We start from the raw sequence: 22,239 nt of genomic DNA on the forward strand, positions 1-22,239 counted from the left end.
ACGCGGCGGGTTTGCCTTACCCGAGGAGTTTCAGATGGCCAGCTACGGCATGAACGACGTCAAGAACGGGATGAAGATCCTGGTCAACAGCGAGCCTGCGATCATCACCGATACCGAATACGTCAAGCCCGGCAAGGGCCAGGCGTTCACCCGCGTCAAGTACCGATTCATCAAGTCCGGGCGCGTGGTCGAAATGACCATGAAGGCGACCGACAGCGTGGAAGCGGCCGACGTGGTCGACACCGACATGCAGTACCTGTACAGCGACGGCGAGTACTGGCACTTCATGCAGCAGGAAACCTTCGAGCAGGTGCAGGCCGACAAGGCCGGCGTCGGCGACGCCGCCAAGTGGATCAAGGGCGAGGAGGATTGCGTGGTGACGCTGTGGAACGGCACGCCGATCCAGGTCACCCCGCCGAACTTCGTCGAACTGAAGATCGTCGAGACCGACCCGGGCGTGCGCGGCGATACCTCCGGCGGTGGCGGCAAGCCGGCGACCCTGGAGACCGGTGCGGTGGTGCGCGTGCCGCTGTTCGTCGGCCAGGAAGAAGTGATCCGCGTCGATACGCGTTCGGGCGAATACGTTTCGCGCGTCAAGTAAGTCGGCATGCCCGCGGCCGCCGCCGGCCGCGGGCATGCGCACGCGCTGGCGTGCGGCGGCCAGGCAGCGCCATGCGCCGGATCGCCGTGCGGCGGTGATGGATCACCTCGCTCCCAGGAAACGCCCGTGACGACCAGCCACGCCGACAGCGCCGACAGCAAGTACCCGCACGACCGCGTCGTGTTCTTCAGCGATGCGGTCTTCGCCATCGCCATCACCCTGCTGGCGGTGGAAATCAAGGTGCCCGGACACGCCGACGTCGCGGCGGCCGGCGGCATCCTCGCCGCCCTGCACCGAATGCTGCCGCTGTTCATCGGCTTTGCGGTCAGCTTCCTGGTCACCGCGCTGTTCTGGAAGTCGCACCTGCAGTTGTGCCGGCACATCCGCCAGTTCGACGACCGGCTGATCTGGCTCAACGTGCTGCAGTTGCTGCTGATCGGACTGCTGCCGTTCTCCACCGCGCTGTACTCGGACTATTTCGGCAGCCACGAGGCGTTCTCGGTGTACTGCGCGCATCTGGCGGCGATCGGCCTGGCCGGGTACTGGCTGCATGCCTATGCGGTGCGCAAGGAAGGCCTGGCGCAGCGGCTGGGCCCGCTGCAGGCGCAGGCGATGAAGCTGCGCGCGGCGGTGTCGCCGTTAGTGTTCGTGTTGTGCATCCCCCTGGGCATGGTGGCACCGTGGCTGGGCCGCTTCGGCTTCCTGGCGGTCTTTCTGCTGCAGTGGGGGGTGATGCGCGTGTACCAGCGACGCATCCGCCAGTCCCAGGCGGCACCGGCACCGTGACCCTCCCTTTTCTAGAGTCCCTGCGATGACCTCCATACCCGAATCCTGCGACCTGCTGATCGAAGCCGGCTACGTGGTCCCGATCGAACCGCATGCGGTGGTGCTGGAAGACCACGCGGTGGCGGTGCGCGGCAGCGAGATCGTGGCGGTGCTGCCCACGGCCGAGGCACGCACGCGCTTCGCCCCCGCGCGCACCGTCTCGCGCCCGGACGCGGCGCTGCTGCCGGGGCTGGTCAACGCGCACACGCACAATCCGATGACCCTGCTGCGCGGCATCGCCGACGACCTGCCGCTGATGGTGTGGCTGCAGCAGCACATCTGGCCGGTGGAGACCGCGGTGATCGGCCCGGAGTTCGTCGCCGACGGCACCGCGCTGGCCATCGCCGAGATGCTGCGCGGCGGCACCACCTGCGCCAACGAGAACTACTTCTTCGCCGACGTGCAGGCCGCGGTGTACAAGCAGCACGGCTTCCGCGCGCGGGTCGGCACGGTGATCATCGATTTCCCGACCGCCTGGGCCAAGACCTCCGACGAGTACTTCGCCCGCGCCTGCGAGGTGCACGACCAGTGGCGCGACGATCCGCTGGTCGGCATCGCCTTCGCCCCGCATGCGCCGTACACGGTCAACGACGCCAACTTCGAGCGGGTGCGGATGCTGTCCGACCAGCTCGAGGTGCCGGTGCACCTGCACACCCACGAGACCGCGCAGGAAATCGCCGACTCGCTCAAGCAGTACGGGCAGCGCCCGCTGGCGCGGCTGGACCGTCTGGGCCTGGTCAACGACCGCCTGATCGCGGTGCACATGACCCAGCTCACCGACGCCGAGATCCACCTGTGCGCCGAGCGCGGGGTCAGTGTGGTGCATTGCCCCGAATCCAACCTCAAGCTCGCCTCCGGCTTCTGCCCGGCCTGCGCGCTGCAGCGGGCGGGCGTGAACCTGGCGATCGGCACCGACGGCTGCGCCAGCAACAACGACCTGGACATGTTCAGCGAGAACCGCACCGCGGCGATCCTGGCCAAGGCGGTGGCCAACGACGCCACCGCGCTGGACGCGGCCAGCACGCTGCGCGCGGCCACCCTGGGCGGCGCGCGCGCGCTGGGCTTCGGCGAGACGATCGGCTCGATCGAGCCGGGCAAGCAGGCCGATCTGATCTGCGTGGACCTGTCGGCGCTGGAGACCCAGCCGCTGCACAACGTGCTGTCGCAACTGGTGTACGCCACCGGCCGCCAGCAGGTCAGCGATGTGTGGATCGCCGGCCAGCCCAAGCTCAGCCAGCGCGTGCTGGTGGACATGGACGTCGACGCGCTGGTCGCCAATGCGCGCGAATGGCGCGAACGTATCCGCAGCGTCCACGCCTGATCCGCTATGTTCGCCGCGCCGCTCCGCGTGCGCGGCCCCAACGAGAATCCGTTATGACCGCTTCCGCCGCCAACGCCTCCGCCAACTTCGATCAGGCCGAACTGGACAAGTTCGGCGCCCTGGCCACCCGCTGGTGGGATGCCGACGGCCCGCAGAAGCCGCTGCACGCGCTCAATCCTGTGCGTCTGCGCTACGTCGCCGAGCGTCTGCCGCTGCGCGGCGCGACGGTGCTGGACGTGGGCTGCGGCGGCGGCCTGCTCAGCGAGGCGCTGGCCAAGGAGGGCGCGCAGGTCACCGCGATCGATCTGGCACCGGAGCTGATCAAGGTCGCGCGGCTGCACCAGTTCGAATCCGGGGTCGAGGTCGACTACCGCGTGCAGTCGGTCGAGGACCTGGCGGCCGCACAACCGGCCAGCTTCGACGCCATCACCTGCATGGAGATGCTCGAGCACGTGCCCGATCCGGCGGCGATCGTGCGCGCCTGCGCGACCCTGCTCAAGCCGGGCGGACAGCTGTTCCTGTCCACCCTCAACCGCACCCCGGCCGCGTTCGCCCTGGCCATCGTCGGTGCCGAGTACGTGGCGCGGCTGCTGCCCACCGGCACCCATCGCTACCAGGACTTCATCAAGCCGGCGGAGCTGGCCGCGTGGTTGCGCCAGGCCGAGCTGCAGCTGCGCGACGTCAGCGGCCTGGCCTACGAGCCGTGGCGCAATCGCGCGCGGCTGTCCTCGCGGACCGAGGTGAATTACCTGGCGTGTGCTGTAAAGCCGGGAATCGGGAATGGGGAATAGGGAAGCGCCGCTGCCGCGGCGGGGTTACCCGCGGGTGGTGCTGTTCGATCTGGATGGCACGTTGCTGGACAGTGCGCCGGATCTGCTGGCCGCGGCCAATGCGCTGCTGGCCGAGCATGGGCGTCCTGCGCTCGACCTGGCGCAGTTGCGGCCGGTGGTGTCGAAAGGCTCGCGGGCGATGCTCGGCGTCGCCTTTCCGGATCTGCCCGCCGCACAGCGCGATGCGCTGATTCCGGCATTCCTGCGCCACTACGAGGCGCTGATCGGGCGCCATTCGCAGCCGTTCGACGGCATCCCGGAACTGCTGCAACGCCTGGAAGAGGCCGGCAGCGTGTGGGGCATCGTCACCAACAAGCCCGAGGCGCTGGCGCGGTTGATCCTGCCGCAGTTGCAGTGGCAGCAGCGCTGCGCGGTGCTGATCGGCGGCGACACGCTGCCCGAGCGCAAGCCGCATCCGCTGCCGCTGCAGGTCGCCGCGCAGCGCCTGGGCGTGGCGCCGCAGGAAGTGGTCTACGTCGGCGACGACGAACGCGACATCCTCGCCGCTCGCGCCGCCGGCATGGCCTCGGTGGCGGTGCTGTGGGGTTATCGGCTGGACGAAGACGATCCGCTGGCCTGGCGCGCCGATGCGATGGTCGCCGCGCCGGCCGAGTTGTACGACGCCGCGGCCTGGCCGGTCAGCGCAGCCGCGTCCTGAAACCGGTGCTGTCGCCGCGTTCGCGGTGATGCATGACCGCCGTGTCGCGGCCTGCACGCCGACGCCGCTCGGCATCCACCGGTCGCGCACGTACACTGCGCGTTCTGCGCGGCAGCCGCGCTCACTCTCCCATTGCGCGATGCCGTCGGCGCGCGCGCCTGACTCCGGATTCACCGATCGCATGAGCAGTTCGTCCGCCCTGGATGCCTTCCTCGACAAATGGCGCCGCCGCTGGCCGGAATGGGCCGTGGCCGAGGCGTTCGTGCCGGCGCCGCAGCGCGCCCGCACCGTGGCCTGGTTCGCCCTGCTGCAGGAGTTCGACGACATCCTCAACATCGCCGGCGACCCGCTGCCGGCCGACGCCAAGCTGGCGTGGTGGGGCGAGGAACTGCGCAGTTGGGCCGGGCAGCGTTCGCGGCATCCGCTGGGCCGGGTGCTGGAGCCAGTGGCTGCGCCGTGGACACAACTGGCCGAGGCCTTGCCGAGCCTGCCGCAGTCGCGCGCGGCCGCGGCCGACACCGCGCATGCGCTGGAGCGGCTGGAGCCGTTCGCGCAGGCGGTGGTCGCGGTCGAGCGCGCGTTGTTCGAGGCCTCGGCCGAGGGCGCCGCGGTGTCGGTCGCGCTGCAGGTGCTGGCGCAGCGCCTGGTCGAGGGCGGCGCCGCCACCGCGCCGCTGGCGCTGCGCGGCGGCGATGAGGCGCAGCAGCGCCAGCGCTGGGCGCAGGCATTGCTGAAGCCGTGGCCGCGCCGCGTGCGCGGGCCGCGTCCGCGGCGCATCCTGTCGGCGTTGGCGCGTGCGCGGATGGTGCAGCAGGCGGCCGCCATACCCAGGCCGCCGGGACAGATGGCGACGCTGTGGCGCGCCTGGTGGGCCGGGCTGGGATAGAGCCCGCCCGCCCTCCGCGCCGGCATGCCTCAGGGCGCGCTGCCGGCGCCGCTGTTGGCGTACTCGTAGAAGCGATTGGCCGAGGTGCTGCAGTTGCTGCTGCAGTACGGACGGCCGATGGTCGAGGCGTTCCACGGCGCGCTCTTGCGGATGTGCCCGCCCAGCGTCGAGTCGCGGATCACCACCTTGCCGTTGGGCGAGGTGCCGTCGACGTAGTTGGACAGGCTGCCCACGCTCTCGTCCCAGGCCCGGCCCAGCCACACCGTGCCGCTGCCCGGATTGCCGACCGCATCGAAGGTGCTGCCGATCGCCAGGAAGCCGTAGCTGCTGCCCGGGCGGGTGCTGGGCGCGAAGATCACCCCGCCATCGTTGGCGCCGCGGCGCGCGGCGGTGTAGCGGATGGTGCTGCCGGCGAACACCGCCACGCCCGAGCCGAAGATGAAGTCGGTGTCGCCCTCGATGGTGCCGCCCTTGAAATAGGCGCGGATCACCGTGTTGGCGCTGCCGGCGCTGATCAGCAGGGTGTCCTGGTTGCCGGTCAGCACCACGTTCTCCAGCACTGCCTTGTCGCCGCGCAACGCCAGCGCCACCGCCGACTGGTTGCTGCCGCTGTAGGTGCCCTCGACGTAGCTGTTGACGATCGCCAGGTTGCGCGCCTGGAACTGCGCCGCGCGCACGGTGACGGTGCCGCTGTCGGAGGTGCCGACGGTGCTGCTGGCGGCGTTGCTGGCGCACGGATGGGTGGCGCTGCCGGTGGGTTTCGGGGTGGGGTTGGCGTTGCCGAAACGGATCGTGGTGCTGGCCGGGCTGCCGCCGAGGCCGAACAGCGTGAGCGGCGGCGCCGCGGCGGGCACGCAGACCACTTCGGTATAGGTGCCCGGCGCCACGCTGATGTAGCGGCGCATGCTGCCGCCGGCGGCGACCGCGGCGTCCACCGCGGCCTGCACGGTGCGGTAGCGGGTGCTGCCGTCGGCGGCCACCGCGTAGTCGGCCTGCAGCAGCGCGACGCCGGCGCTCGGATCCCAGTTGTCGGTAACCAGCGCGCCGATCGGTCCGGCCTGGGCCAGGTGGCGGGCGACGGTCTGGTTGGCCGCCTCGCTGCTGGTCAGTTGCGGGCGCGACGCGGTGCCGGTCAGGGCCGGGGCGTCTGCGACAAACCCGCCCGCCAGGGCGAGGGTGGAGGAAAGCAGCAACCAGCGCGATACGGTCATGGGAAGCCTCCGCTCAAGGATAAGGGCCCGCGGCCACGCCTGAAATGATACCGGTGTCATCCGGTCGCCTGATCCGGCGTCGTCAGCGGACCGGCGATGGTAGGGGCGTTCGCGCGCCGATGCCGGCCGATGTCGCAGCCAGAGCTCGGTTGTGCCGCTTCCATCACGATCGCGGATCCGCCGCACGTGCGGCGCGCCGGTTGGTGGGGGCGTGGAGGGCGATTCCCAGGCCAAAACGCGACGGCTGCAGGCGCTCCAGACCCGGCGCCGGCGGACGGTCGCCGCACTGCGGCATGGATCTGCGCGCCGTGTGCCACCCCACTTTCTGGCGTGACGGGGTCGTGAATTTGGATACGAGCGCCGTCGCGGCTTGCGCTACCCTCGACGCCGATCCCACTTGGAAGTCATCGATTGAAGCGCCTGTGCCGTTGGTGCTGCCTGTTGCTGTGCCTGGGGCTGGTCGGGTCGGCGCTGGGGCAGGAACTGTTGTTGCAACGGCTGGCCGCCGACCCTCCGCCGCCGGAGGTGGTGGCGGGGCGCCACGATACCGCGTTCGCCGATGCCGGCCATGGTGCGATCCTGTACGAGCGCAGCAAGCAGCCCACCTGGTGGCGGATCCGTGCCGACCATGCGATCGGTCGCGACGGCCAGCCGCAACTGGTGCTGCAGTCGCCGTATCTCACCCGGGTCGAGGCCTGGGTGCCAGGGCGCACCGGGCCGACCCGGCACGCGATCTACGGCGCCGACGCCGACCTGCGCTACTCCACCCGGGCCCTGGTGATCGCCTTGCCGCAGGGGTTGCCGGCCGGTGCCTCGATCTGGCTGCGGGTGCATGCGCCGGCGGCGATGCCGATGCCGGTGGGCATCGCGCCGCTGGCGCAGGTGCAGCGCGAGGATCTGCACTACGTCGGCTGGCGCGCCTTCATCCTCGGCTCGACCGCGGTGCTGGCGATCCTGGCGATCGCCTTGTGGGCGCGTCTGCGCGAGCCGATCTACGGCTACTTCACCGCCAACGTGATGTGTGTGCTGCTGTACCTGCTCGGCCTCGGCGGTGAGGCGCGCGCGGTGCCGGGCCTGGCCAGCGTGTTCGCGTCCTCGCCGACGCCGATGCGCATCGTCGCCGCGCTCGGCGGCTTCTTCATCATCACCTTCCAGCGCCGGCAACTGGAGATGCGCCGGCAACTGCCGCGGCTGGACCGGGTGCTGCGGCTGTGCGCGCTGTTCCTGCTCGGCATCGCCGTGGCCTGCTTGCTGTCGGACGCGGCGGTGCTGAGCCTGCTCGGCAATCTCGGGCTGATCGTCGGTGCGGCGCTGCTGCTGCCGTGTTGCCTGCTGCTGGCCTTGCGCGGGCAACGCTACGCCTGGCCGTTGCTGGCTTCGTGGACGCCGCTGTGGATGCTGTGCGTGCTGCGCTGCCTGGAACTGACCGGGTGGTTGCGCCTGGACGTGGCCGCGCCGGTGCTGGCGCATGGCATCAGCCTGGCGTTGGCGATCTCCTGCCTGCTGGTGACCTTCGGGTTGGCCGAGCAGATCCTGGAGCTGCGTCGCGACCGCGACCGCGCCAGCCGCATGGCGACCGTGGACGAACTCACCGGCATCCTCACCCGCGCCGCCCTGCAGCAGCGTCTGGCCGAGGCGCTGCAGGACGCCGCGCGCGGCGACCGGCCGCTGGCATTGGCTTACATCGACATCGACCATTTCAAGCGCATCAACGACATCCACGGCCACGCCGGCGGCGACGCCTGCCTGCGCTGGATCGCCGCCTGCGCGCGGGCGCGCCTGCGCAGCACCGACACGCTCGGCCGCCAGGGCGGCGACGAGATGCTGCTGCTGATGCCCGGCGCCACCCTGGAGGCCGCGCGGCGCGTGGCCGAGGACATCCGCCAGCACGTCGCCGCGCAGCCGCTGCCGCGCGAAGGCCAGGCGCTGTCATGCACGCTGAGCGTCGGCGTGGCGCAATGGCAGCGCGGCGAGAGCGCGGCGGCGCTGTTGCAGCGGGCCGATGCCGCGCTCTACGCCAGCAAGGCCGCCGGCCGCAACCGCGTCAGCGTGTCCACCCCCAGCCACCACGTCACCCACCAGGAGCCTCAACCATGACTGCGCAGACCGATTTGCCCGCGTTCGCTCCCGATCAGTTGCAGGTCGGCGACATCCTGTTGCAACTGGGCTGCGGCCCGGTGTCCGAACTGATCGCCTGGTGCGGCGACAGTATCTACAGCCATGCCGCCATCGTCGCCGATCAGGGCGATCTGATCGAGGCGGCGGCCAGCGGCGTGCGCCGCTATCCGCTGTCGCAGCGGCTGACCGACACCACCAACTACCTGATCATCGACGCCTACCGGCCGCTCAGCTACGCCTGCGTGGCGCTGGACGACGCCGATCGCGCCAGCGTGCTGGCCAAGGCGCAGTCGCTGCTGGGCGTCCCGTACCCGCTGGACAGCCTGGCCACGCTCGGCCTGCTGGTCGCCATCCGCGGCAAGTGGCCGCAGCACTGGCTGGCGCGGATCGTGGTGCGCGAGGCGCTGGACCATCTGGTCCGCGACAACCCCTCGCACATGGTGTGCAGCGAAGTGGTATACCGCGCGCTGGCCGAATGCGATGCGACGCCGCCGGGCCGGCTGGCGCCGCAGATCGTGCTCAGCGGGCCGACCCATATGCCGTTCCCGCACCTGGACTGGAAGGCGTTGTGGGAGGAAGTGTGGCAACTGCTGCATCCGCACCGGCAGCAGGCGCTGGGCGATATCGCGCAGCGCCTGGCGGCGGTGGAGGGCGCACCAGCCAGCCTGGCCGCCTCGGCGCTGACCACGGTCGCCGACGACGACCTGCTCAGCCGCGCCAACGCGGTCCGCGCCGGCCTGGGCCTGCCGCCGCTGGCGCCGGTCACCGATCAGGTGGAAGACAACGGCAGCCTGCTGCGCGAAGCCGGCGAAGAAGCGCCGGGCGCGCCGTTGCCGCATCCCAATCCCAAGCTGGTCATGCCGCTGGATCTGGCCAACAGCCCCTCGCATGTGGTGCTGGGGCGCCTGCTTGAGGTGCCCACGTCGGCGTAGCTGAAAGGCTGCGCGCCAGCGCAGTGCGCGAGGCTGCGCCCGTACCCTCATCCGCCCCTTCGGGGCACCTTCTCCCGAGGGGAGAAGGGAGAGCGCTTGCCCCTCTCCCATTGGGAGAGGGGGCAGGATGAGGGTGCGGCCTCCCGGCCACGCGCGCCAACGCACCTGACCCACCAGCGCTTTACGGCTGCTTTGTCCGCTCCAGCACCAACAACGGATCGATGCGCACATCGAACCGCGCCAGGCGAATGTGTCCGCGACCCGGATGAGGAACGCGCCGCCGCGCGCCAGCGCACCTGACGCACCAACGCTCTACGGCTGCTTCGTCCGCTCCAGCACCAGCAATGGGTCGATGCGCACATCGAACCAATTCATCCCCCAATGCAGATGCGGCCCGGTCGCACGGCCCGTGGCACCCACCGCGCCGATCACCTGGCCCTGGGCGATGCGGTCGCCGACTTTGACGTCGATCCGCGACAGGTGCAGGAAGTTGGAGCTGACGCCATAGCCGTGATCCAGCAGCACGGTGCCGCCGGTGAGGTACAGGTCGGGGGCCGCGAAGGTGATCACGCCGGCGGCCGGCGCCTTGACCGGGGTGCCGGTGGGCACGGCGATGTCCATGCCCGAATGCCCGGCGCCGGGCTGGCCGTTGTAGACCCGGGCGTTGCCGAAGCGGCCGCTGATGCGGCCCTGCACCGGCCAGATGAAGGGTGCGGCGAAATCGGTGCGCGGGTCGTCGCGGTCGCGTGCGGCAGTGACCTGGGCCTGTTCGCGCTTGATCCGCTCGGCGATCGCCGGCGGCGGGTTCACCGTCTTCGGCGGCACGCCGTTGACCTGTTCCAGCGGCCAGTCGCGCGGCGTCACCGCGATCTCGACGGTCTCAGTCCCGCCATCCGGGCGCTGCACGGCGATGCGCAGCGGGCCTCGCTCGTCGCGGCCGATGCCGAACACCACGCTGCCGTAGTCGCTGACTCGCAGGGTGCGTCCGGCGTACTGCACGCGGCTGCCGGGCGCGACCTTGCCGATCACCAGCGCCCCCTGCGAGGCGCTGCGCGGGAACACGCTGCGCGCCTCGGCGCCGGCCGCGGCCGGCGTCTGTGCGTGCAGCGCCGGGGCGAGCGGTGCGGTCAGCAGGACCAGCGCCAATGCGGCGCCGGACACCAGGGCGCCGCGCATCAGCGGTCGAACGCCAGGCGCTGCCCGTTGGGGGTGCCGACCAGGCGGGTGCCGTCCCAGGCCAGCACGCCGTTGATCCAGGTCGCGGCGATCCTGGAGCGGAAGCTGCGGCCTTCGAACGGCGACCAGCCGCACTTGGACAGCACGTCCTCGCGGCGCACGGTGAACGCGGTGTCGTCGATCAGCACCAGGTCGGCGTGGTAGCCCTCGCGCAGGAAGCCGCGTTCGTGCACGTCGAACAGCAGCGCCGGCGCGTGCGCGAACTTGTGCACCACCTGGGCCACGCTGAGCCGGCCCTCGTGGACCAACTCCAGCGCCGCGACAAGCGCGTACTGCACCAGCGGCAGGCCCGACGGCGCCTGCGCGTACGGCTTGCTCTTCTCTTCCCAGGTGTGCGGGGCGTGGTCGGTGGCGAGCACGTCGATCACGTCCTCGGCGATCGCGCGGATCAGCGCCTCGCGGTCGCTGGCGTCCTTGATCGCCGGGTTGCACTTGATCAGGTTGCCGAGCGTGGCGTAGTCGGCGCGGTCGAAGCGCAGGAAATGGATGCAGGTCTCGGCGGTGATGCGCTTGCCCTGGATCGGGCCAGGGGTGAACAGCGCCAGCTCGTCGGCGGTGGAGATGTGCAGCACGTGCAGGCGGGTGCCGTGCTTCTTCGCCAGCGACACCGCCAGCTGCGAGGACTTCAGGCAGGCCTCGCGCGAGCGGATGTCCGGGTGCATGTCCGGGGTCAGCGCCTCGCCATACTTTTCCTTGAACGCAGCCAGGGTCGCGTCGATGGTCGGGGTGTCTTCGCAGTGGGTGATGATCGGCGTCGGCGCGTCGCGGAAGATCGCGTCCAGGGTCTGCGGGTTGTCGACCAGCATGTTGCCGGTGGAGGCGCCCATGAACACCTTGATGCCGGGCGCGGTCTTCGGGTCCAGGGTCTGGATCGCGGCCAGGTTGTCGTTGCTGGCGCCCAGGTAGAAGCCGTAGTTGCCCCAGGCGCGGCCGTGCGCGGCGTCGTACTTGGCCTGCAGCGCGGCGGCGTCGAGCGTCGGCGGATTGGTGTTGGGCATGTCCATGAAGCTGGTCAGGCCGCCGGCCACCGCCGCGGCCGATTCGGTGGCGATGTCGCCCTTGTGGGTCAGGCCGGGTTCGCGGAAGTGCACCTGGTCGTCGATCATGCCGGGCAGCAGCCAGCGCCCGGCGGCATCGACCACGGTCTCGCCCTCGCGCGCGGCCAGCTGCGGGGCGATCGCGGCGATGCGGCCGTCCGCGATGCGCAGGTCGCCCTGGGTTTCGCGGCCTTCGTTGACCAGGCGCGCGTTGACGATCAATGTGGAAGCGGACATCAGTGTTTTCCTTGGCAGCGGCAGGGTGGCGGCGCCGTGGGGTCGGGCACCGGGTCGAACCCGCCAGGATGGAAGGGGTGGCAGCGGCCGACGCGGCGGGCGGCCATCCAGCCGCCGCGCAATGCGCCGAAACGGGCGATGGCGGTCACCGCATACGCCGAGCAACTGGGCACGAAACGACAGCGCGGTCCCAGCAGCGGGCTGATGAAGCGCTGGTACAGGCGCAGCAGGGCGATGAGAGCGCGGGCGATCACATCACCATGATATGCCACTGTGCTGGACTAGGCGGGTCGCTCGGCGTATACGCCGCGTTGTTGCCGCGGGGGGTAGGGTAGGCTATAAAGGCCCGCTTTCCCGGGCCCCGGGAAGACCAAGGAAGAGCGTTCGTGGCTGCTAAAAAACCTGCAAAGAAGGCCGTCCAGGCCGCCAAGAAGCCTGCCAAGCCCGTCGCCAAGAAAGCGACGGTGTCCGCCGCCAGCAAACCGCTGAAGAAAGCCGCGCCTGCGAAGTCGGCAGCCAAGGCCGCGCCGGCCAAATCGGCCAGCAAGGCCGTGGCCAAGAAGCCGGCGGCCAAGCCGGTCGCTGCGTCGCCGGCCAAGTCCGCTCCCGCCAAGAAGGCCCCGGCCAAGAAGGCGCCTGCCAAGCCGGTCGCACCGGCGAAGGCCGCCGCCAAGCCAGCGCCCGCCGCCAAGCCGGCAGCGAAGACGCCCGCGGCCAAGCCTGGCGCCAAGGTCGTCAAGACCGCGGCCGCTCCCGCCAAATCCAAACCGGCCACCGCCCCCGTTGCACCCGCGGTGACCACCTCCGTACCGAAGTCGGCGCCCAAGCCGGCTGCGGCCAAGCCTGTCCCGGTCAAGCCCGCCGCGCCTGCCGCAGCACCGGCCCCCAAGCCCGTTGCCGCCAAGTCCGCCGCGCCGTCGACCCCGCCACAAAAGAATCCCGTGTCCGTTTCGAAATCCTCCGCGAAAACCCCCACCAAGTCCGAATCCACCCCGAAGGCGCCGGTCGCCAAGCCCACCGGCAAGGTCGCCGTGGCCGTGACCGCCAAGTCCAACACCCCGGCCAAGCCGGCCAAGTACAAGGTGGTCGAGTACAAGACCGACGAGGCCACCGGCCGCCCGATCCTGCCCAAGGGCTACAAGCCGGCGGCGGACGAGGAGTACATGAGCGCGCTGCAGCAGGAGTACTTCCGCCAGCGCCTGCTCACCTGGCGCGCCGACCTGGTCGAGGAATCCAAGCAGACCATCGAGAACCTGCGCGACGAGGTCCGCGACATCGGCGACGAGGCCGAGCGCGCGACCCGCGAGACCGAGAACTCGCTGGAACTGCGGACCCGCGACCGCTACCGCAAGCTGATCGGCAAGATCGACAGCACCCTCAAGCGTCTGGACGCCGGCGACTACGGCTACTGCGTGGACACGGGCGAGGAAATCGGCCTGGAGCGCCTGGAAGCGCGTCTGACCGCCGAGCGCACCATCGACGCGCAGGAGCGTTGGGAACATCTGCAGAAGCAGCAGGGCGACTGAGTCCGCGCCGCCCCGACGTGTCAAGGCAAGGCCCCGCTCGCGCGGGGCTTTGCGTTTTCGGCCCCCTCGTCAGGGCGAAGCGTCTGCCGTTTGCTGCCGCGTGTAGCGGTAGTGCCACTCCTGCTGCACGACCGCCCATCGATGCGCGATGCGCAGCCGAGCGCCCGTCCAGCCGCCGCGGCCGTTCGCGGCCGCGTGGGCAGACTTCCGTTGGCAGGCGGGCCTGTGCCGGCATGGACGACGGCGCCCTTCAGCGCACGCCGTTGATCAGGCCGCTTTGCGCGTCCTTGCGCAGTTGCACGCCGGGCAGGGCGAAACTGTCCAGGTCCTGCTTGGTGGCTGCGAGGTCCAGCCCGACGATTGCCGACGTCTCCGGATCGACCTCCAGGCCCAGTGGCATCGCGGCGAACTGCACGTAGTCGCGGCTGGCGTTCCATTGCGGCTGCCCGCCGATGGCCTGCAATACCCGATCGACGGGCGTACCGGCCGGCTGGCCGAGCAACTCGAACGGCAACGGGGCGTCTGGAGTGGCGAAGGCGATCAGATTGGTGACCCGGTCGTTGCGAAAGCGCACCGCCAACTGGCTGTAGCGGAGAGCGGTCGCCGGCCGCGGTTGTTGCGCCAGCAGCGCATTGAGCGCGCGCGGGTATAGATACACCACACTGAGCGTGTCCGGATGTGCCGCATCGCTGCGGGTGATGTCCGGCTGGCCCAGTGCGGCCAGCACCTGTTGTTTGCGCATGCCGAGCGCGACTGCTCCGAGACGCGCGCACGGCGTGGGCAGGGTGGCCGCGCTGCTGGAGCCTGCAAAGGCCTGATGCAGCGCGTGCGTGCAGGCCGCCGCATCGCCGCCGGCGGCATGGGCCTGCGAGTAGGCCATGCACAGCGCGAGCAGGCCGAACAGCGGGAAGAACCGGGATGCCATGAGAAATCTCCGTGACGGATGATGCGTGGCGAGGACGGGAGCGCTCCCGTCCTCGCCACGGGGGGAGTTAGTTGCCGTGCCAGCCTTCGCGGTGCCCGTCGGCGGTGATGAACGCGTTGCGCTGGTCGCTGCTCAACGATGACCACTGATCGGACGGATTCAGGCCCGAATTGGTGGTGATGGTGGTGATCATCTCCGAGGTCGGATTTTCGCCACTGCGCCTGCAGCGACGTCGCAAGCGCCTACGTGGCGGTTACATCCGCTGCGTCTTCGGCGCTTCTTCGCTGGAGCACGCCAAGGTCAGGTCCAGGCGACGTACCGTCCAATGCGACGGCGTGTCCATCGTCCCCAGCGCATGGATGTGATAGGCGGGGCAGTCCGCATCTTCCTCTGGGTTGTTCCTGATGTCGCAGTTGCCTTCGATCAGGAAGGTGTTGTTCCCTTCGACGCCGGTGCGGGCAAATTTCAATGCGGGGCAACTACCGAAGAGCCTCGACAGGGCGAGGTCGTTCTTCAGCACATACGCGATCGCCTGTTCTCCATCTGCGCGGGAAGAGGCTGGATTCGCCTGCAGCGATCCTGGCACGGCAATGGCGAATGCCAACGCCATGCCTATGCTCGGTAACCCAAAGACTTTCATGTGGAGAACTTCAATCGGTGGTTGTCTGCCGGGTCGGTGGCGTCGGTGCCTAGTGCGATGCAACTCCGCGCCCGAGTCGAAAGTGGCGTTGCCAGTGGCGCCGTCTCCAGCGATGCCTGGCTTCGGGCGTCCACTGCCGCGTCACGGAAAAGCGAATGTTCCATTCGGCTGATTCCATCCGTGTTTCATATGGGGCCGCGCGTTTCGAGGCGCATCCATTTTCCAGAAGTGGGGTGACACTTGATTCGGAGGAGATAATTTCGGAGGCTTCTTTCGTCTTCCTTTCTGTGTTTGCGGACTTTCCATCTTGTCTGCAAAATGCGTTCTGCCGATGCTGGCTGATGAGAAAATAATCAATTAAAATCAGTTACTTGTGATCAGAGTTTCAGTGCCATGCGTGGCTTTGGAAAGGCTTTAAATGCGCCTGTCATGACGGTGTCGCATAATGGCGGCTGTGGTATATCGCCATGTCGCCGCCGACAATCAATGTCACTGCTTGAAAATTATTTCCATTATGTGTCCTCACTTGGTTCGATAACGGAGCGTCGCGCTTGAACGGTCATTCCGGCGTGGCCGGATCGGGCGCGCGCAAACCCCGTCGTCGTTGGCGCTGGCCGATCCTGATCGCCCTGTCATTGCTGGCGGTCGTTGCGCTGGGGCCGCGGGTCAGCGTGGCCTTGCCGCAGGTGGCGGCGCCGGCGGTGCCGCAGGATCCGCTGGCGCTGCAGGCCTGGATCGATGCGCGCGAACGTGCCACGCCGGGGCTGCGCCCGGACAACCAGGCGCGGATCGTCTGGGCCGATCCGGCGCATCCGGGGCGACGCGCGTGCGCCATGGTCTATCTGCATGGCTTCACCGCCAGCCAGGGCGAGGGCGCGCCTACCCACGTGCGGCTGGCGCGCAGCTTCGGCTGCAATCTGTATCTGCCGCGCCTGCCCGGGCACGGCCTGGTCGCGGCCGATGCGCTGCGCGGCGTCGATGCCGGCCGCCTGCTCGCGGGTGCGGCCGAGGCGCTGGCGGTAACCCGGGTGCTGGGCGACCGGGTGGTGGTGATCGGCAATTCGATGGGCGGTGCGCTGGCGACGCAGGCGGTGGCGGCGAATCCGCGCCAGGTGCAGGCGCTGGTGCTGTGGTCGCCGCTGGTGCGCGAGTACGGCGATCAGCTGCAGCCGATGTTGTGGCCGTGGGGCGCGCAGTTGCTGGCGTGGACGCACAACGGTGGCGATCCGATCCTGCGCTATCCGGTCGACAGTGCCTACTGGGCCGACGCCACGCACCTGGACGGCTACCGCGCGCTGGCGGCGCTGACCCGCGGCGGCATGCGGCCGGCGACCTATGCGCGCATCCATGTGCCGGTGTTCCTCGGCTACTACTACCGCGATCCGCAGCACCAGGACCGCACGGTGTCGGTGGCGGCGTTGCAGGCGATGTTCAAGCAATTGGGAACACCGCCGGCCTTGCGCCAGGCGGTGGATTTCCCTGGGGCGGACAATCACGTGCTGGCCTCGCCGATCCGCTCGCGGGCGGTGCCGGCGGTGTTCGCCGCCACCTGCCGGTTCCTGGCGGGGCAGGGCGGCCTGGTGCAGCCGGCCGGCGTGCCGGATTGCGCGCATGCCTGGGCCGACGACGAGGCGCAGGCGCGCGCGGTGGCGGCCGCGCGCTGAGCGCGGTCGTTTGCGGCGAATGGAAGAATGACTGGCGCGGTGCGCACGCGCCGGCGCCAGGGTGCGTGATGCACGACCGGGCCGGGCTGTCTCGCGTCCGACCCACACTCGCCATCAGTCACCCCTACTGCAGGTCGCGCAGATCCAGATTGCGCAGCTTGGGCGCTTTCCAGCTGGTGACGCCGACCACGCCCAGGGTCACGCAGCCGCCAAGTACCACGGCGGGCACCAATCCGATCAGCCGCGCCATGACACCGTCGTAGAACGCACCCAGTTCGTTCGACGAGCCGATGAAGATGCCGTTGATCGAGGAGACGCGGCCGCGCATCGCGTCCGGTGTCGCCAGTTGCAGGATGGTCGAACGCACGATCACCGAGACGCCGTCGCACATGCCATAGGCGAGCAGGATCGCCGCCGACAGCCAGAAGTGCCGCGACAACCCGAAGGCGATCGTGCACAGGCCGAAGCCGGCCACCGCCAATAGCAGCACGCGTCCGGCATTGCGCTGCAGCGGGTGCCGCGCCAGCCACACGCCGACCAGGATCGAGCCCAGCGCCGGGGCGCCGCGCAGGATGCCCAGGCCCTCGGGGCCGTAGTGCAGGATGTCGTGGATGAAGGCCGGCAGCATCGACACCGCGCCGCCCAGCAGCACCGAGAACATGTCCAGGGCCATCGCGCCGAGCATGATCTGGTTGGAGAACACGAACTGCGCGCCTTCGGCGATGCTGCGGAAGATCGGTGCGCGCGGGCCTTCGTGGACCGGCTCGGACACGCGCAGCAGCCACAGCGCCAGCAGCGCCGCGCTCGAGGCGCCGATGGCGGTGCCGTAGGCCAGGCTCTTGCCGCCCCAGCCGACCAGCAGACCGCCCAGCGCCGGGCCGATCACCATGCCGGCCTGGAACGCGACGCTGCCGACGCTGGCGCCGCGCGCATAGGCCTCGCGCGGCAGGACGCGGGCGAACAGCGCGTTGTACACCGGCGACAGAAAGGCGCGCGCGGCGCCTGTCAGGGCGATCGCCGCGTAGATCGGCCACACGCCCTGCGCCGCCAGCCAGCCGCGGCTCACCGCCAGCAGGACCGCGGCGGTGGCGACCAGGCCGACGCTCGCGAGCATGCCCAGGTAGCGGCGCGGCAGATGATCGACCAGGTAGCCGGCGAACGGGGCGATGCAGAAGAACGGCAGGATCTCGGCCAGTCCGATCAGCCCCAGCGAGAATGGATCGCGGGTGATCTCGTAGATATGCCAGCCGACCGTGACCGCGACGACCTGATAGGACAGCATCGCCAGGATGCGGTAGGCCAGCACCAGGGCGAAGCCGGGATGCGCCAGTAGCGTGCGCAGGGTCTGCGGGGTGGGCAGCGGCGCGCTCATGCCTGCTGGGCGCGCGCGGTGTCCTGGATGAAGGCCAGCAGCGCGGCCAGGCCGTTGCTGCGGGTCGGCGACAGATGCTTGCCCAGGCCGATGGCGGCGACGAAGTCCGGCGCGGTGGCGAGGATGTCCGCGGCGCTGCGCCCGGAATAGACCCGCAGCGCCAGATAGATCAGCCCGGACACGATCGCCGAGTCGCTGATCGCATGGAACACCAGGCGCTCGGCATTGCCCTCGGGCACGATCCACACCATCGACTGGCAGCCGTGCAGGCGATGCTCCTCGGTCTTCCAGTGCTCGGGGAAGGCGGGCAGCTTGCGGCCGAGGTCGATCAGGTACTGGTAGCGCTCGGACCAGTCGCCGAAGAAGCCGAATTCCTCGGCGATGGCGGCCTGGGCGTCGGCGGGCGTGGGTTCGAGCGGAAAGTCGGTGTCGGTCATAGCAATCCAAGATCAAGCGATGTAAAGCCCCTCTCCCTCCGGGAGAGGGGTTGGGGTGAGGGTGCGGGCGAAGCCTCGCGAACTGTCGAGGCCATTCGCTCGGCCTCATCTCTCTTGGCTTCGCCCGTACCCTCATCCGCCCCTTTGGGCATCTTGTAAAGCCCCTCTCCCCTCGGGAGAGGGTTTGGGGTGAGGGTCCGGGCGTAGCTTCGCGAACTTGTCCATGCGAGTCGCTTCGCGCCGTACCCTCATCCGGCGCCCGTACCCTCATCCGCCCCTTCGGGGCACCTTCTCCCGAGGGGAGAAGGGAACAGCCGCGCTTCTTCTGACTGCGCGTGCGGTGGTCACCCACGCTTCCAACGTACGCCCTGCGGCGTGTCCTCCAGGACAATGCCGGCGTCGGCCAGTTCCTGGCGGATGGCGTCGGCGCGGGCGAAGTCGCGGGCCTGCTTGGCGTCGCTGCGGGCGTCGATCAGCGCCTGGATGCGGGCGTCGTCGTCGCTGCCGGCACCCTGGAACCAGACCTGCGGATCCTGCTGCAGCAGGCCCAGGGCCAGGCCGGCGCCGAGCAGGCGGCCCTTGGCCTGGCGCAGCGTGTCCGCACGTTGCGTGGCGTCGGCGGGGTCGGGGCCGCCGGCCGGCGCCGCCTCGCGCAGTGCCTGTCGCGCCTGGGTCGCCAGGCTCGACAGCACCGACAGCGCCAGCGGCGTATTGAGGTCGTCGTCGAGGGCCTCTTCGATCTCGGCCGGAATGACGGCTTCGGCGTCGATGGCCTGCAGATCGCGCAGCGTTCCGTACAGGCCGTCGAGCCGGGCCACCTGGGCCTGGATCAGGGCGTCGGACCAGTCCAGCGGCTGCCGATAGTGGGCACTGAGCAGCGCGCAGCGCAGCGCCTCCGGTGGATGCCGCTCGATCAGATCGTGCACGGTTTCGATGTTGCCCAGCGACTTGCTCATCTTGGCGCCGCTGAAGGTCAGCATGCCGTTGTGCAGCCAGACGCGGGCGAAGGTGGCGCCGCCGTGGGCGCATTCGCTCTGCGCGATCTCGTTCTCGTGGTGCGGGAACTGCAGGTCGACGCCGCCGGCATGGATGTCGATGGTCTCGCCCAGGTGCGCGGCGGCCATCGCCGAGCACTCGATGTGCCAGCCGGGGCGGCCGCGGCCCCACGGCGAGTCCCAGCCGGGCAGGTCGTCGCTGGACGGCTTCCACAGCACGAAGTCGCCCGGGTCGCGCTTGTACGGGGCGACTTCGACGCGGGCGCCGGCCAGCATCTCCTCCGGGTCGCGCCGCGACAGCTTGCCGTAATCGGCGAAGCTGGCCACCGCGAACAGCACGTGGCCCTCGGCGGCATAGGCGTGGCCGCCGGCGATCAGCCGTTCGATCATCGCCACGATATGCGGGATGTGCGCGGTGGCCGCCGGCTCGATGTCCGGCGGGGTCACGCCCAGCGCGGCCATGTCCTGGCGGTAGATGGCCGCGAAGCGGTCGGTGATGGCCGAAATCGGCACGCCCTGCGCCTGCGCGGCGGCGTTGATCTTGTCGTCCACGTCGGTGATGTTGCGGGCGTAGCGCAGTTTGCCGTAGCGGCGCCGCAGCAGTGCCGCCAGCACGTCGAACACCACCGGGCCGCGGGCGTTGCCGATGTGCGCGTAGTTGTAGACGGTGGGGCCGCAGACGTAGAGCGTCGGGCCGGCCACCGGATCGAGCGGTTCGAAGGCGTCGACCCGGCGGGTCAGGTTGTTGTGCAGGCGCAGGCTCATCGGCATCGGCGGTGGGGAAACCGTCCGATTCTACCGGCAGCCGTCGCCAGGCGGGCGCGCGGCGCGCCTGTCGGCTCGCGTTCAGCCCGACGCAAGCCGCCATGCCTACACTCATTGGTCTGCCCTTGCGAAGCTGCTGCCGATGCGCCCGAACCCGTTGTTGCCGCTGGTCGGCCTCCTTGCCTGCGCCGCGGCGCCGGCCTGGGCGCAGGACTCCGAGGCGCGCAATCGGGTGGTGGTGATCGAGAACGTCAAGCTGGACTACGCCCAGGTGCTGAACGTGGAGCCGGTCTACCAGACCCTGCGCGCCACCCGCACCGAGCAGCAATGCGACCCGGCTCCCGCGCCGGCCCCGACGGCGCCGGCGCCCAAGCCGGCCGAGGACGACAGCCGCTTGAACCGGTTGATGGATTCGGTGAAGGACATCTTCAGCCGCCGCCACGAGGAGCCGGCCCCGGCCGCTGCGCCGGCCACGGCGCCGCAGGGCGGACGCAACTGCCGGATGGTCGAGGTCGGTCGCGAGTTCCGCCGGCCCATCGCCTACGACGTGGACTATGTCTACAAGGGCACCAAGTACCGCTCGCGGCTGCCGGAAGATCCGGGCAACCGGCTGCGCATCCGCGTCTCGGTGGCGCCGTACGTGCCCGACGCGGTGGTGGTGCCGCCGCGCTGAGCGCCGCACGCGCTTGCGCCTGTGGCGTGCGCGTGCGAGGATGCGCGCCGATGAAAGCGAACCTGCCCCAGCACGATCTCAGCGCCGCACGCATGGCCTCGGGCATGACGTCGCGCGCGCGTCGACCGGAATCCCACATTCTCGCTGGGTAACCGGAGCGTCGTGCCGTTCGTTCTGAAAACCCAGCCCGAGGCTGGGTTTTTTCGTTTTCATCGGCCGGAAAAGTTTCACCCGTAAAGAACCTCCCTGTAGAACGCCTCGCGCGTCCCCGCGTCCCCACCGCTGCAAAGGATCGATCGATGTCTCTGAAGCACTTCTTGAACACCCAGGACTGGAGCCGCGCCGAACTGGACGCGGTGCTGACCCAGGCGGCGCTGTTCAAGCGCAACCGCCTCGGCAGCGAGCTGAAGGGCAAGTCGATCGCGCTGGTGTTCTTCAACCCGTCCATGCGTACCCGCACCAGCTTCGAGCTGGGCGCGTTCCAGTTGGGCGGCCACGCGGTGGTGCTGCAGCCGGGCAAGGACGCGTGGCCGATCGAGTTCGACCTGGGCACGGTGATGGACGGCGACACCGAAGAGCACATCGCCGAGGTGGCGCGGGTGCTGGGCCGCTATGTGGACCTGATCGGCGTGCGTGCGTTCCCGAAGTTCGTCGACTGGGCCAAGGACCGCGAGGACCTGGTGCTGAAGAGCTTCGCCAAATATTCGCCGGTGCCGGTGATCAACATGGAGACCATCACCCATCCTTGCCAGGAGCTGGCGCATGCGCTGGCGCTGCAGGAGCACTTCGGCACCAGCGACCTGCGCGGCAAGAAGTACGTGCTGACCTGGACCTACCATCCCAAGCCGCTGAACACCGCGGTGGCCAATTCCGCGCTGACCATCGCCACCCGCCTGGGCATGGACGTGACCCTGCTGTGCCCGACCCCGGACTACGTGCTCGACGAGCGCTACATGGGTTGGGCCGCGCAGAACGTGGCCGAGAGCGGCGGTTCGCTGAGCGTCAGCCACGACGTCGACAGCGCCTACGCCGGCGCCGACGTGGTCTACGCCAAGAGCTGGGGCGCGCTGCCGTTCTTCGGCAACTGGGGCCCGGAGAAGCCGATCCGCGACCAGTACCAGCACTTCATCGTCGACGAACGCAAGATGGCGCTGACCAACAACGGCGTGTTCTCGCACTGCCTGCCGCTGCGCCGCAACGTCAAGGCCACCGACGCGGTGATGGACTCGCCCAACTGCATCGCCATCGACGAGGCCGAGAACCGCCTGCATGTGCAGAAGGCGATCATGGCGGCGCTTGCTTCGCAGGCGGGAATCGGGAATCGGGAATAGAGAATCGGTACAGCAACAG

The 22,239-nt window shown here is 69.6% G+C and carries 22 protein-coding genes; 12 read left to right on the forward strand and 10 right to left on the reverse strand.

Annotation, left to right across the window (positions count from 1 at the left end; all coding sequences use genetic code 11):
• Positions 1-34 precede the first annotated feature (34 nt).
• The 6 genes from efp to ACHWVH_RS19400 all read left to right on the forward strand — a co-directional run bounded on the left by efp (position 35) and on the right by ACHWVH_RS19400 (position 5,121).
• Positions 35-601 (forward strand): elongation factor P, encoded by a 567-nt coding sequence (efp, locus tag ACHWVH_RS19375; protein ID WP_010343528.1) that lies wholly within the window; start codon positions 35-37, stop codon positions 599-601.
• A 126-nt stretch (positions 602-727) separates the two neighbouring features.
• Entirely contained in the window at positions 728-1,387 is a 660-nt protein-coding gene (locus ACHWVH_RS19380; protein ID WP_394687788.1) for a TMEM175 family protein, read from the forward strand.
• Between the two features lie 25 nt (positions 1,388-1,412).
• Positions 1,413-2,747 (forward strand): TRZ/ATZ family hydrolase, encoded by a 1,335-nt coding sequence (locus ACHWVH_RS19385; RefSeq protein WP_017914280.1) that lies wholly within the window; start codon positions 1,413-1,415, stop codon positions 2,745-2,747.
• A 53-nt stretch (positions 2,748-2,800) separates the two neighbouring features.
• Entirely contained in the window at positions 2,801-3,538 is a 738-nt protein-coding gene (gene ubiG / locus ACHWVH_RS19390; protein WP_394687789.1) for a bifunctional 2-polyprenyl-6-hydroxyphenol methylase/3-demethylubiquinol 3-O-methyltransferase UbiG, read from the forward strand.
• On the forward strand, positions 3,528-4,235 hold the full coding sequence (locus ACHWVH_RS19395; protein ID WP_153752639.1) for a phosphoglycolate phosphatase: 708 nt from the start codon (positions 3,528-3,530) through the stop codon (positions 4,233-4,235). Before ubiG ends, ACHWVH_RS19395 begins: the two co-directional genes overlap by 11 nt.
• Positions 4,236-4,416: 181 nt before the next feature.
• A complete protein-coding gene (locus tag ACHWVH_RS19400; protein WP_267094614.1) occupies positions 4,417-5,121 on the forward strand; it encodes a phytoene/squalene synthase family protein in 705 nt (234 codons plus the stop codon).
• Between the two features lie 29 nt (positions 5,122-5,150).
• On the opposite strand, the gene ACHWVH_RS19405 is transcribed toward ACHWVH_RS19400, so the two are convergent.
• Complete coding sequence (locus ACHWVH_RS19405) at positions 5,151-6,332, reverse strand: putative acyl-CoA thioester hydrolase (RefSeq protein WP_152237505.1); 1,182 nt, start codon at positions 6,330-6,332, stop codon at positions 5,151-5,153.
• A gap of 411 nt (positions 6,333-6,743) precedes the next feature.
• On the opposite strand from ACHWVH_RS19405, the gene ACHWVH_RS19410 reads away from it, so the two are divergent.
• Positions 6,744-8,429, forward strand: a complete 1,686-nt coding sequence (locus tag ACHWVH_RS19410) for a diguanylate cyclase (RefSeq protein WP_295935594.1) — start codon at positions 6,744-6,746, stop codon at positions 8,427-8,429.
• On the forward strand, positions 8,426-9,382 hold the full coding sequence (locus ACHWVH_RS19415) for a hypothetical protein (protein WP_267104347.1): 957 nt from the start codon (positions 8,426-8,428) through the stop codon (positions 9,380-9,382). The genes ACHWVH_RS19410 and ACHWVH_RS19415 overlap by 4 nt, the downstream gene beginning before the upstream one ends.
• 312 nt (positions 9,383-9,694) lie before the next feature.
• Here the strand turns inward: ACHWVH_RS19415 and ACHWVH_RS19420 are convergent, their stop codons facing one another.
• From ACHWVH_RS19420 to yidD, 3 genes are read right to left on the reverse strand one after another with little or no spacing between them, the layout of a single operon-like run.
• On the reverse strand, positions 9,695-10,558 hold the full coding sequence (locus tag ACHWVH_RS19420) for a M23 family metallopeptidase (protein WP_267094617.1): 864 nt from the start codon (positions 10,556-10,558) through the stop codon (positions 9,695-9,697).
• Positions 10,558-11,892: a dihydroorotase gene (locus tag ACHWVH_RS19425; protein ID WP_295924663.1), complete on the reverse strand. Its 1,335-nt coding sequence runs from the start codon at positions 11,890-11,892 to the stop codon at positions 10,558-10,560. Before ACHWVH_RS19425 ends, ACHWVH_RS19420 begins: the two co-directional genes overlap by 1 nt.
• Positions 11,892-12,164 carry a membrane protein insertion efficiency factor YidD gene (yidD, locus tag ACHWVH_RS19430; protein ID WP_026144024.1) on the reverse strand — a complete coding sequence of 91 codons (273 nt, stop codon included), beginning with the start codon at positions 12,162-12,164 and terminating at the stop codon, positions 11,892-11,894. The genes ACHWVH_RS19425 and yidD overlap by 1 nt, the downstream gene beginning before the upstream one ends.
• Positions 12,165-12,278: 114 nt before the next feature.
• On the opposite strand from yidD, the gene dksA reads away from it, so the two are divergent.
• Positions 12,279-13,418 carry an RNA polymerase-binding protein DksA gene (dksA, locus tag ACHWVH_RS19435; protein WP_152237509.1) on the forward strand — a complete coding sequence of 380 codons (1,140 nt, stop codon included), beginning with the start codon at positions 12,279-12,281 and terminating at the stop codon, positions 13,416-13,418.
• A 250-nt stretch (positions 13,419-13,668) separates the two neighbouring features.
• On the opposite strand, the gene ACHWVH_RS19440 is transcribed toward dksA, so the two are convergent.
• From ACHWVH_RS19440 to ACHWVH_RS19450, 3 genes are all read right to left on the reverse strand, one after another.
• Entirely contained in the window at positions 13,669-14,343 is a 675-nt protein-coding gene (locus tag ACHWVH_RS19440) for a secreted signal peptide protein (RefSeq protein ID WP_295924658.1), read from the reverse strand.
• A 67-nt stretch (positions 14,344-14,410) separates the two neighbouring features.
• Positions 14,411-14,536, reverse strand: coding sequence for a hypothetical protein (locus ACHWVH_RS19445; protein WP_255424819.1), 126 nt, complete (start codon positions 14,534-14,536; stop codon positions 14,411-14,413).
• Between the two features lie 60 nt (positions 14,537-14,596).
• Positions 14,597-14,953, reverse strand: a complete 357-nt coding sequence (locus ACHWVH_RS19450; protein WP_394687790.1) for a hypothetical protein — start codon at positions 14,951-14,953, stop codon at positions 14,597-14,599.
• A gap of 581 nt (positions 14,954-15,534) precedes the next feature.
• Between ACHWVH_RS19450 and ACHWVH_RS19455 the strand changes: the two genes are divergently transcribed.
• Entirely contained in the window at positions 15,535-16,647 is a 1,113-nt protein-coding gene (locus ACHWVH_RS19455) for an alpha/beta hydrolase (protein ID WP_394687791.1), read from the forward strand.
• Between the two features lie 124 nt (positions 16,648-16,771).
• Here ACHWVH_RS19455 and ACHWVH_RS19460 read toward each other — a convergent pair whose 3' ends face one another.
• From ACHWVH_RS19460 to cysS, 3 genes are all read right to left on the reverse strand, one after another.
• A complete protein-coding gene (locus ACHWVH_RS19460; protein WP_284467452.1) occupies positions 16,772-18,019 on the reverse strand; it encodes an MFS transporter in 1,248 nt (415 codons plus the stop codon).
• The gene (locus ACHWVH_RS19465; RefSeq protein WP_017912501.1) at positions 18,016-18,456 is read right to left on the reverse strand and encodes a SufE family protein; all 441 of its coding nucleotides are present in this window, start codon (positions 18,454-18,456) and stop codon (positions 18,016-18,018) included. Before ACHWVH_RS19465 ends, ACHWVH_RS19460 begins: the two co-directional genes overlap by 4 nt.
• A gap of 344 nt (positions 18,457-18,800) precedes the next feature.
• Positions 18,801-20,216, reverse strand: coding sequence for a cysteine--tRNA ligase (cysS, locus tag ACHWVH_RS19470; RefSeq protein ID WP_295910599.1), 1,416 nt, complete (start codon positions 20,214-20,216; stop codon positions 18,801-18,803).
• A gap of 142 nt (positions 20,217-20,358) precedes the next feature.
• Between cysS and ACHWVH_RS19475 the strand changes: the two genes are divergently transcribed.
• Both ACHWVH_RS19475 and ACHWVH_RS19480 read left to right on the forward strand, forming a co-directional pair.
• Positions 20,359-20,889 carry a hypothetical protein gene (locus ACHWVH_RS19475; protein ID WP_295924651.1) on the forward strand — a complete coding sequence of 177 codons (531 nt, stop codon included), beginning with the start codon at positions 20,359-20,361 and terminating at the stop codon, positions 20,887-20,889.
• 299 nt (positions 20,890-21,188) lie between these two features.
• On the forward strand, positions 21,189-22,220 hold the full coding sequence (locus tag ACHWVH_RS19480; protein WP_394687792.1) for an N-acetylornithine carbamoyltransferase: 1,032 nt from the start codon (positions 21,189-21,191) through the stop codon (positions 22,218-22,220).
• Positions 22,221-22,239: the final 19 nt, after the last annotated feature.

This window comes from uncultured Xanthomonas sp., from assembly GCF_964278005.1.
GTDB classification, from domain to species: Bacteria; Pseudomonadota; Gammaproteobacteria; order Xanthomonadales; family Xanthomonadaceae; genus Xanthomonas_A; species Xanthomonas_A sontii.

Bases quoted from the DNA above. Each gene is read 5' to 3' on its own strand.
- ACHWVH_RS19400 (WP_267094614.1), top strand. From the start codon at position 4,417: ATGAGCAGTTCGTCCGCCCTGGATGCCTTCCTCGACAAATGGCGCCGC.
- ACHWVH_RS19450 (WP_394687790.1), bottom strand. From the start codon at position 14,953: ATGGCGTTGGCATTCGCCATTGCCGTGCCAGGATCGCTGCAGGCGAAT.
- cysS (WP_295910599.1), bottom strand. From the start codon at position 20,216: ATGAGCCTGCGCCTGCACAACAACCTGACCCGCCGGGTCGACGCCTTC.
- ACHWVH_RS19420 (WP_267094617.1), bottom strand. From the start codon at position 10,558: ATGCGCGGCGCCCTGGTGTCCGGCGCCGCATTGGCGCTGGTCCTGCTG.
- efp (WP_010343528.1), top strand. From the start codon at position 35: ATGGCCAGCTACGGCATGAACGACGTCAAGAACGGGATGAAGATCCTG.
- ACHWVH_RS19445 (WP_255424819.1), bottom strand. From the start codon at position 14,536: ATGATCACCACCATCACCACCAATTCGGGCCTGAATCCGTCCGATCAG.
- ACHWVH_RS19385 (WP_017914280.1), top strand. From the start codon at position 1,413: ATGACCTCCATACCCGAATCCTGCGACCTGCTGATCGAAGCCGGCTAC.
- ACHWVH_RS19480 (WP_394687792.1), top strand. From the start codon at position 21,189: ATGTCTCTGAAGCACTTCTTGAACACCCAGGACTGGAGCCGCGCCGAA.
- ACHWVH_RS19425 (WP_295924663.1), bottom strand. From the start codon at position 11,892: ATGTCCGCTTCCACATTGATCGTCAACGCGCGCCTGGTCAACGAAGGC.
- ACHWVH_RS19440 (WP_295924658.1), bottom strand. From the start codon at position 14,343: ATGGCATCCCGGTTCTTCCCGCTGTTCGGCCTGCTCGCGCTGTGCATG.
- ACHWVH_RS19405 (WP_152237505.1), bottom strand. From the start codon at position 6,332: ATGACCGTATCGCGCTGGTTGCTGCTTTCCTCCACCCTCGCCCTGGCG.
- ACHWVH_RS19415 (WP_267104347.1), top strand. From the start codon at position 8,426: ATGACTGCGCAGACCGATTTGCCCGCGTTCGCTCCCGATCAGTTGCAG.
- ACHWVH_RS19395 (WP_153752639.1), top strand. From the start codon at position 3,528: ATGGGGAATAGGGAAGCGCCGCTGCCGCGGCGGGGTTACCCGCGGGTG.
- ACHWVH_RS19465 (WP_017912501.1), bottom strand. From the start codon at position 18,456: ATGACCGACACCGACTTTCCGCTCGAACCCACGCCCGCCGACGCCCAG.
- ACHWVH_RS19460 (WP_284467452.1), bottom strand. From the start codon at position 18,019: ATGAGCGCGCCGCTGCCCACCCCGCAGACCCTGCGCACGCTACTGGCG.
- ACHWVH_RS19475 (WP_295924651.1), top strand. From the start codon at position 20,359: ATGCGCCCGAACCCGTTGTTGCCGCTGGTCGGCCTCCTTGCCTGCGCC.
- ubiG (WP_394687789.1), top strand. From the start codon at position 2,801: ATGACCGCTTCCGCCGCCAACGCCTCCGCCAACTTCGATCAGGCCGAA.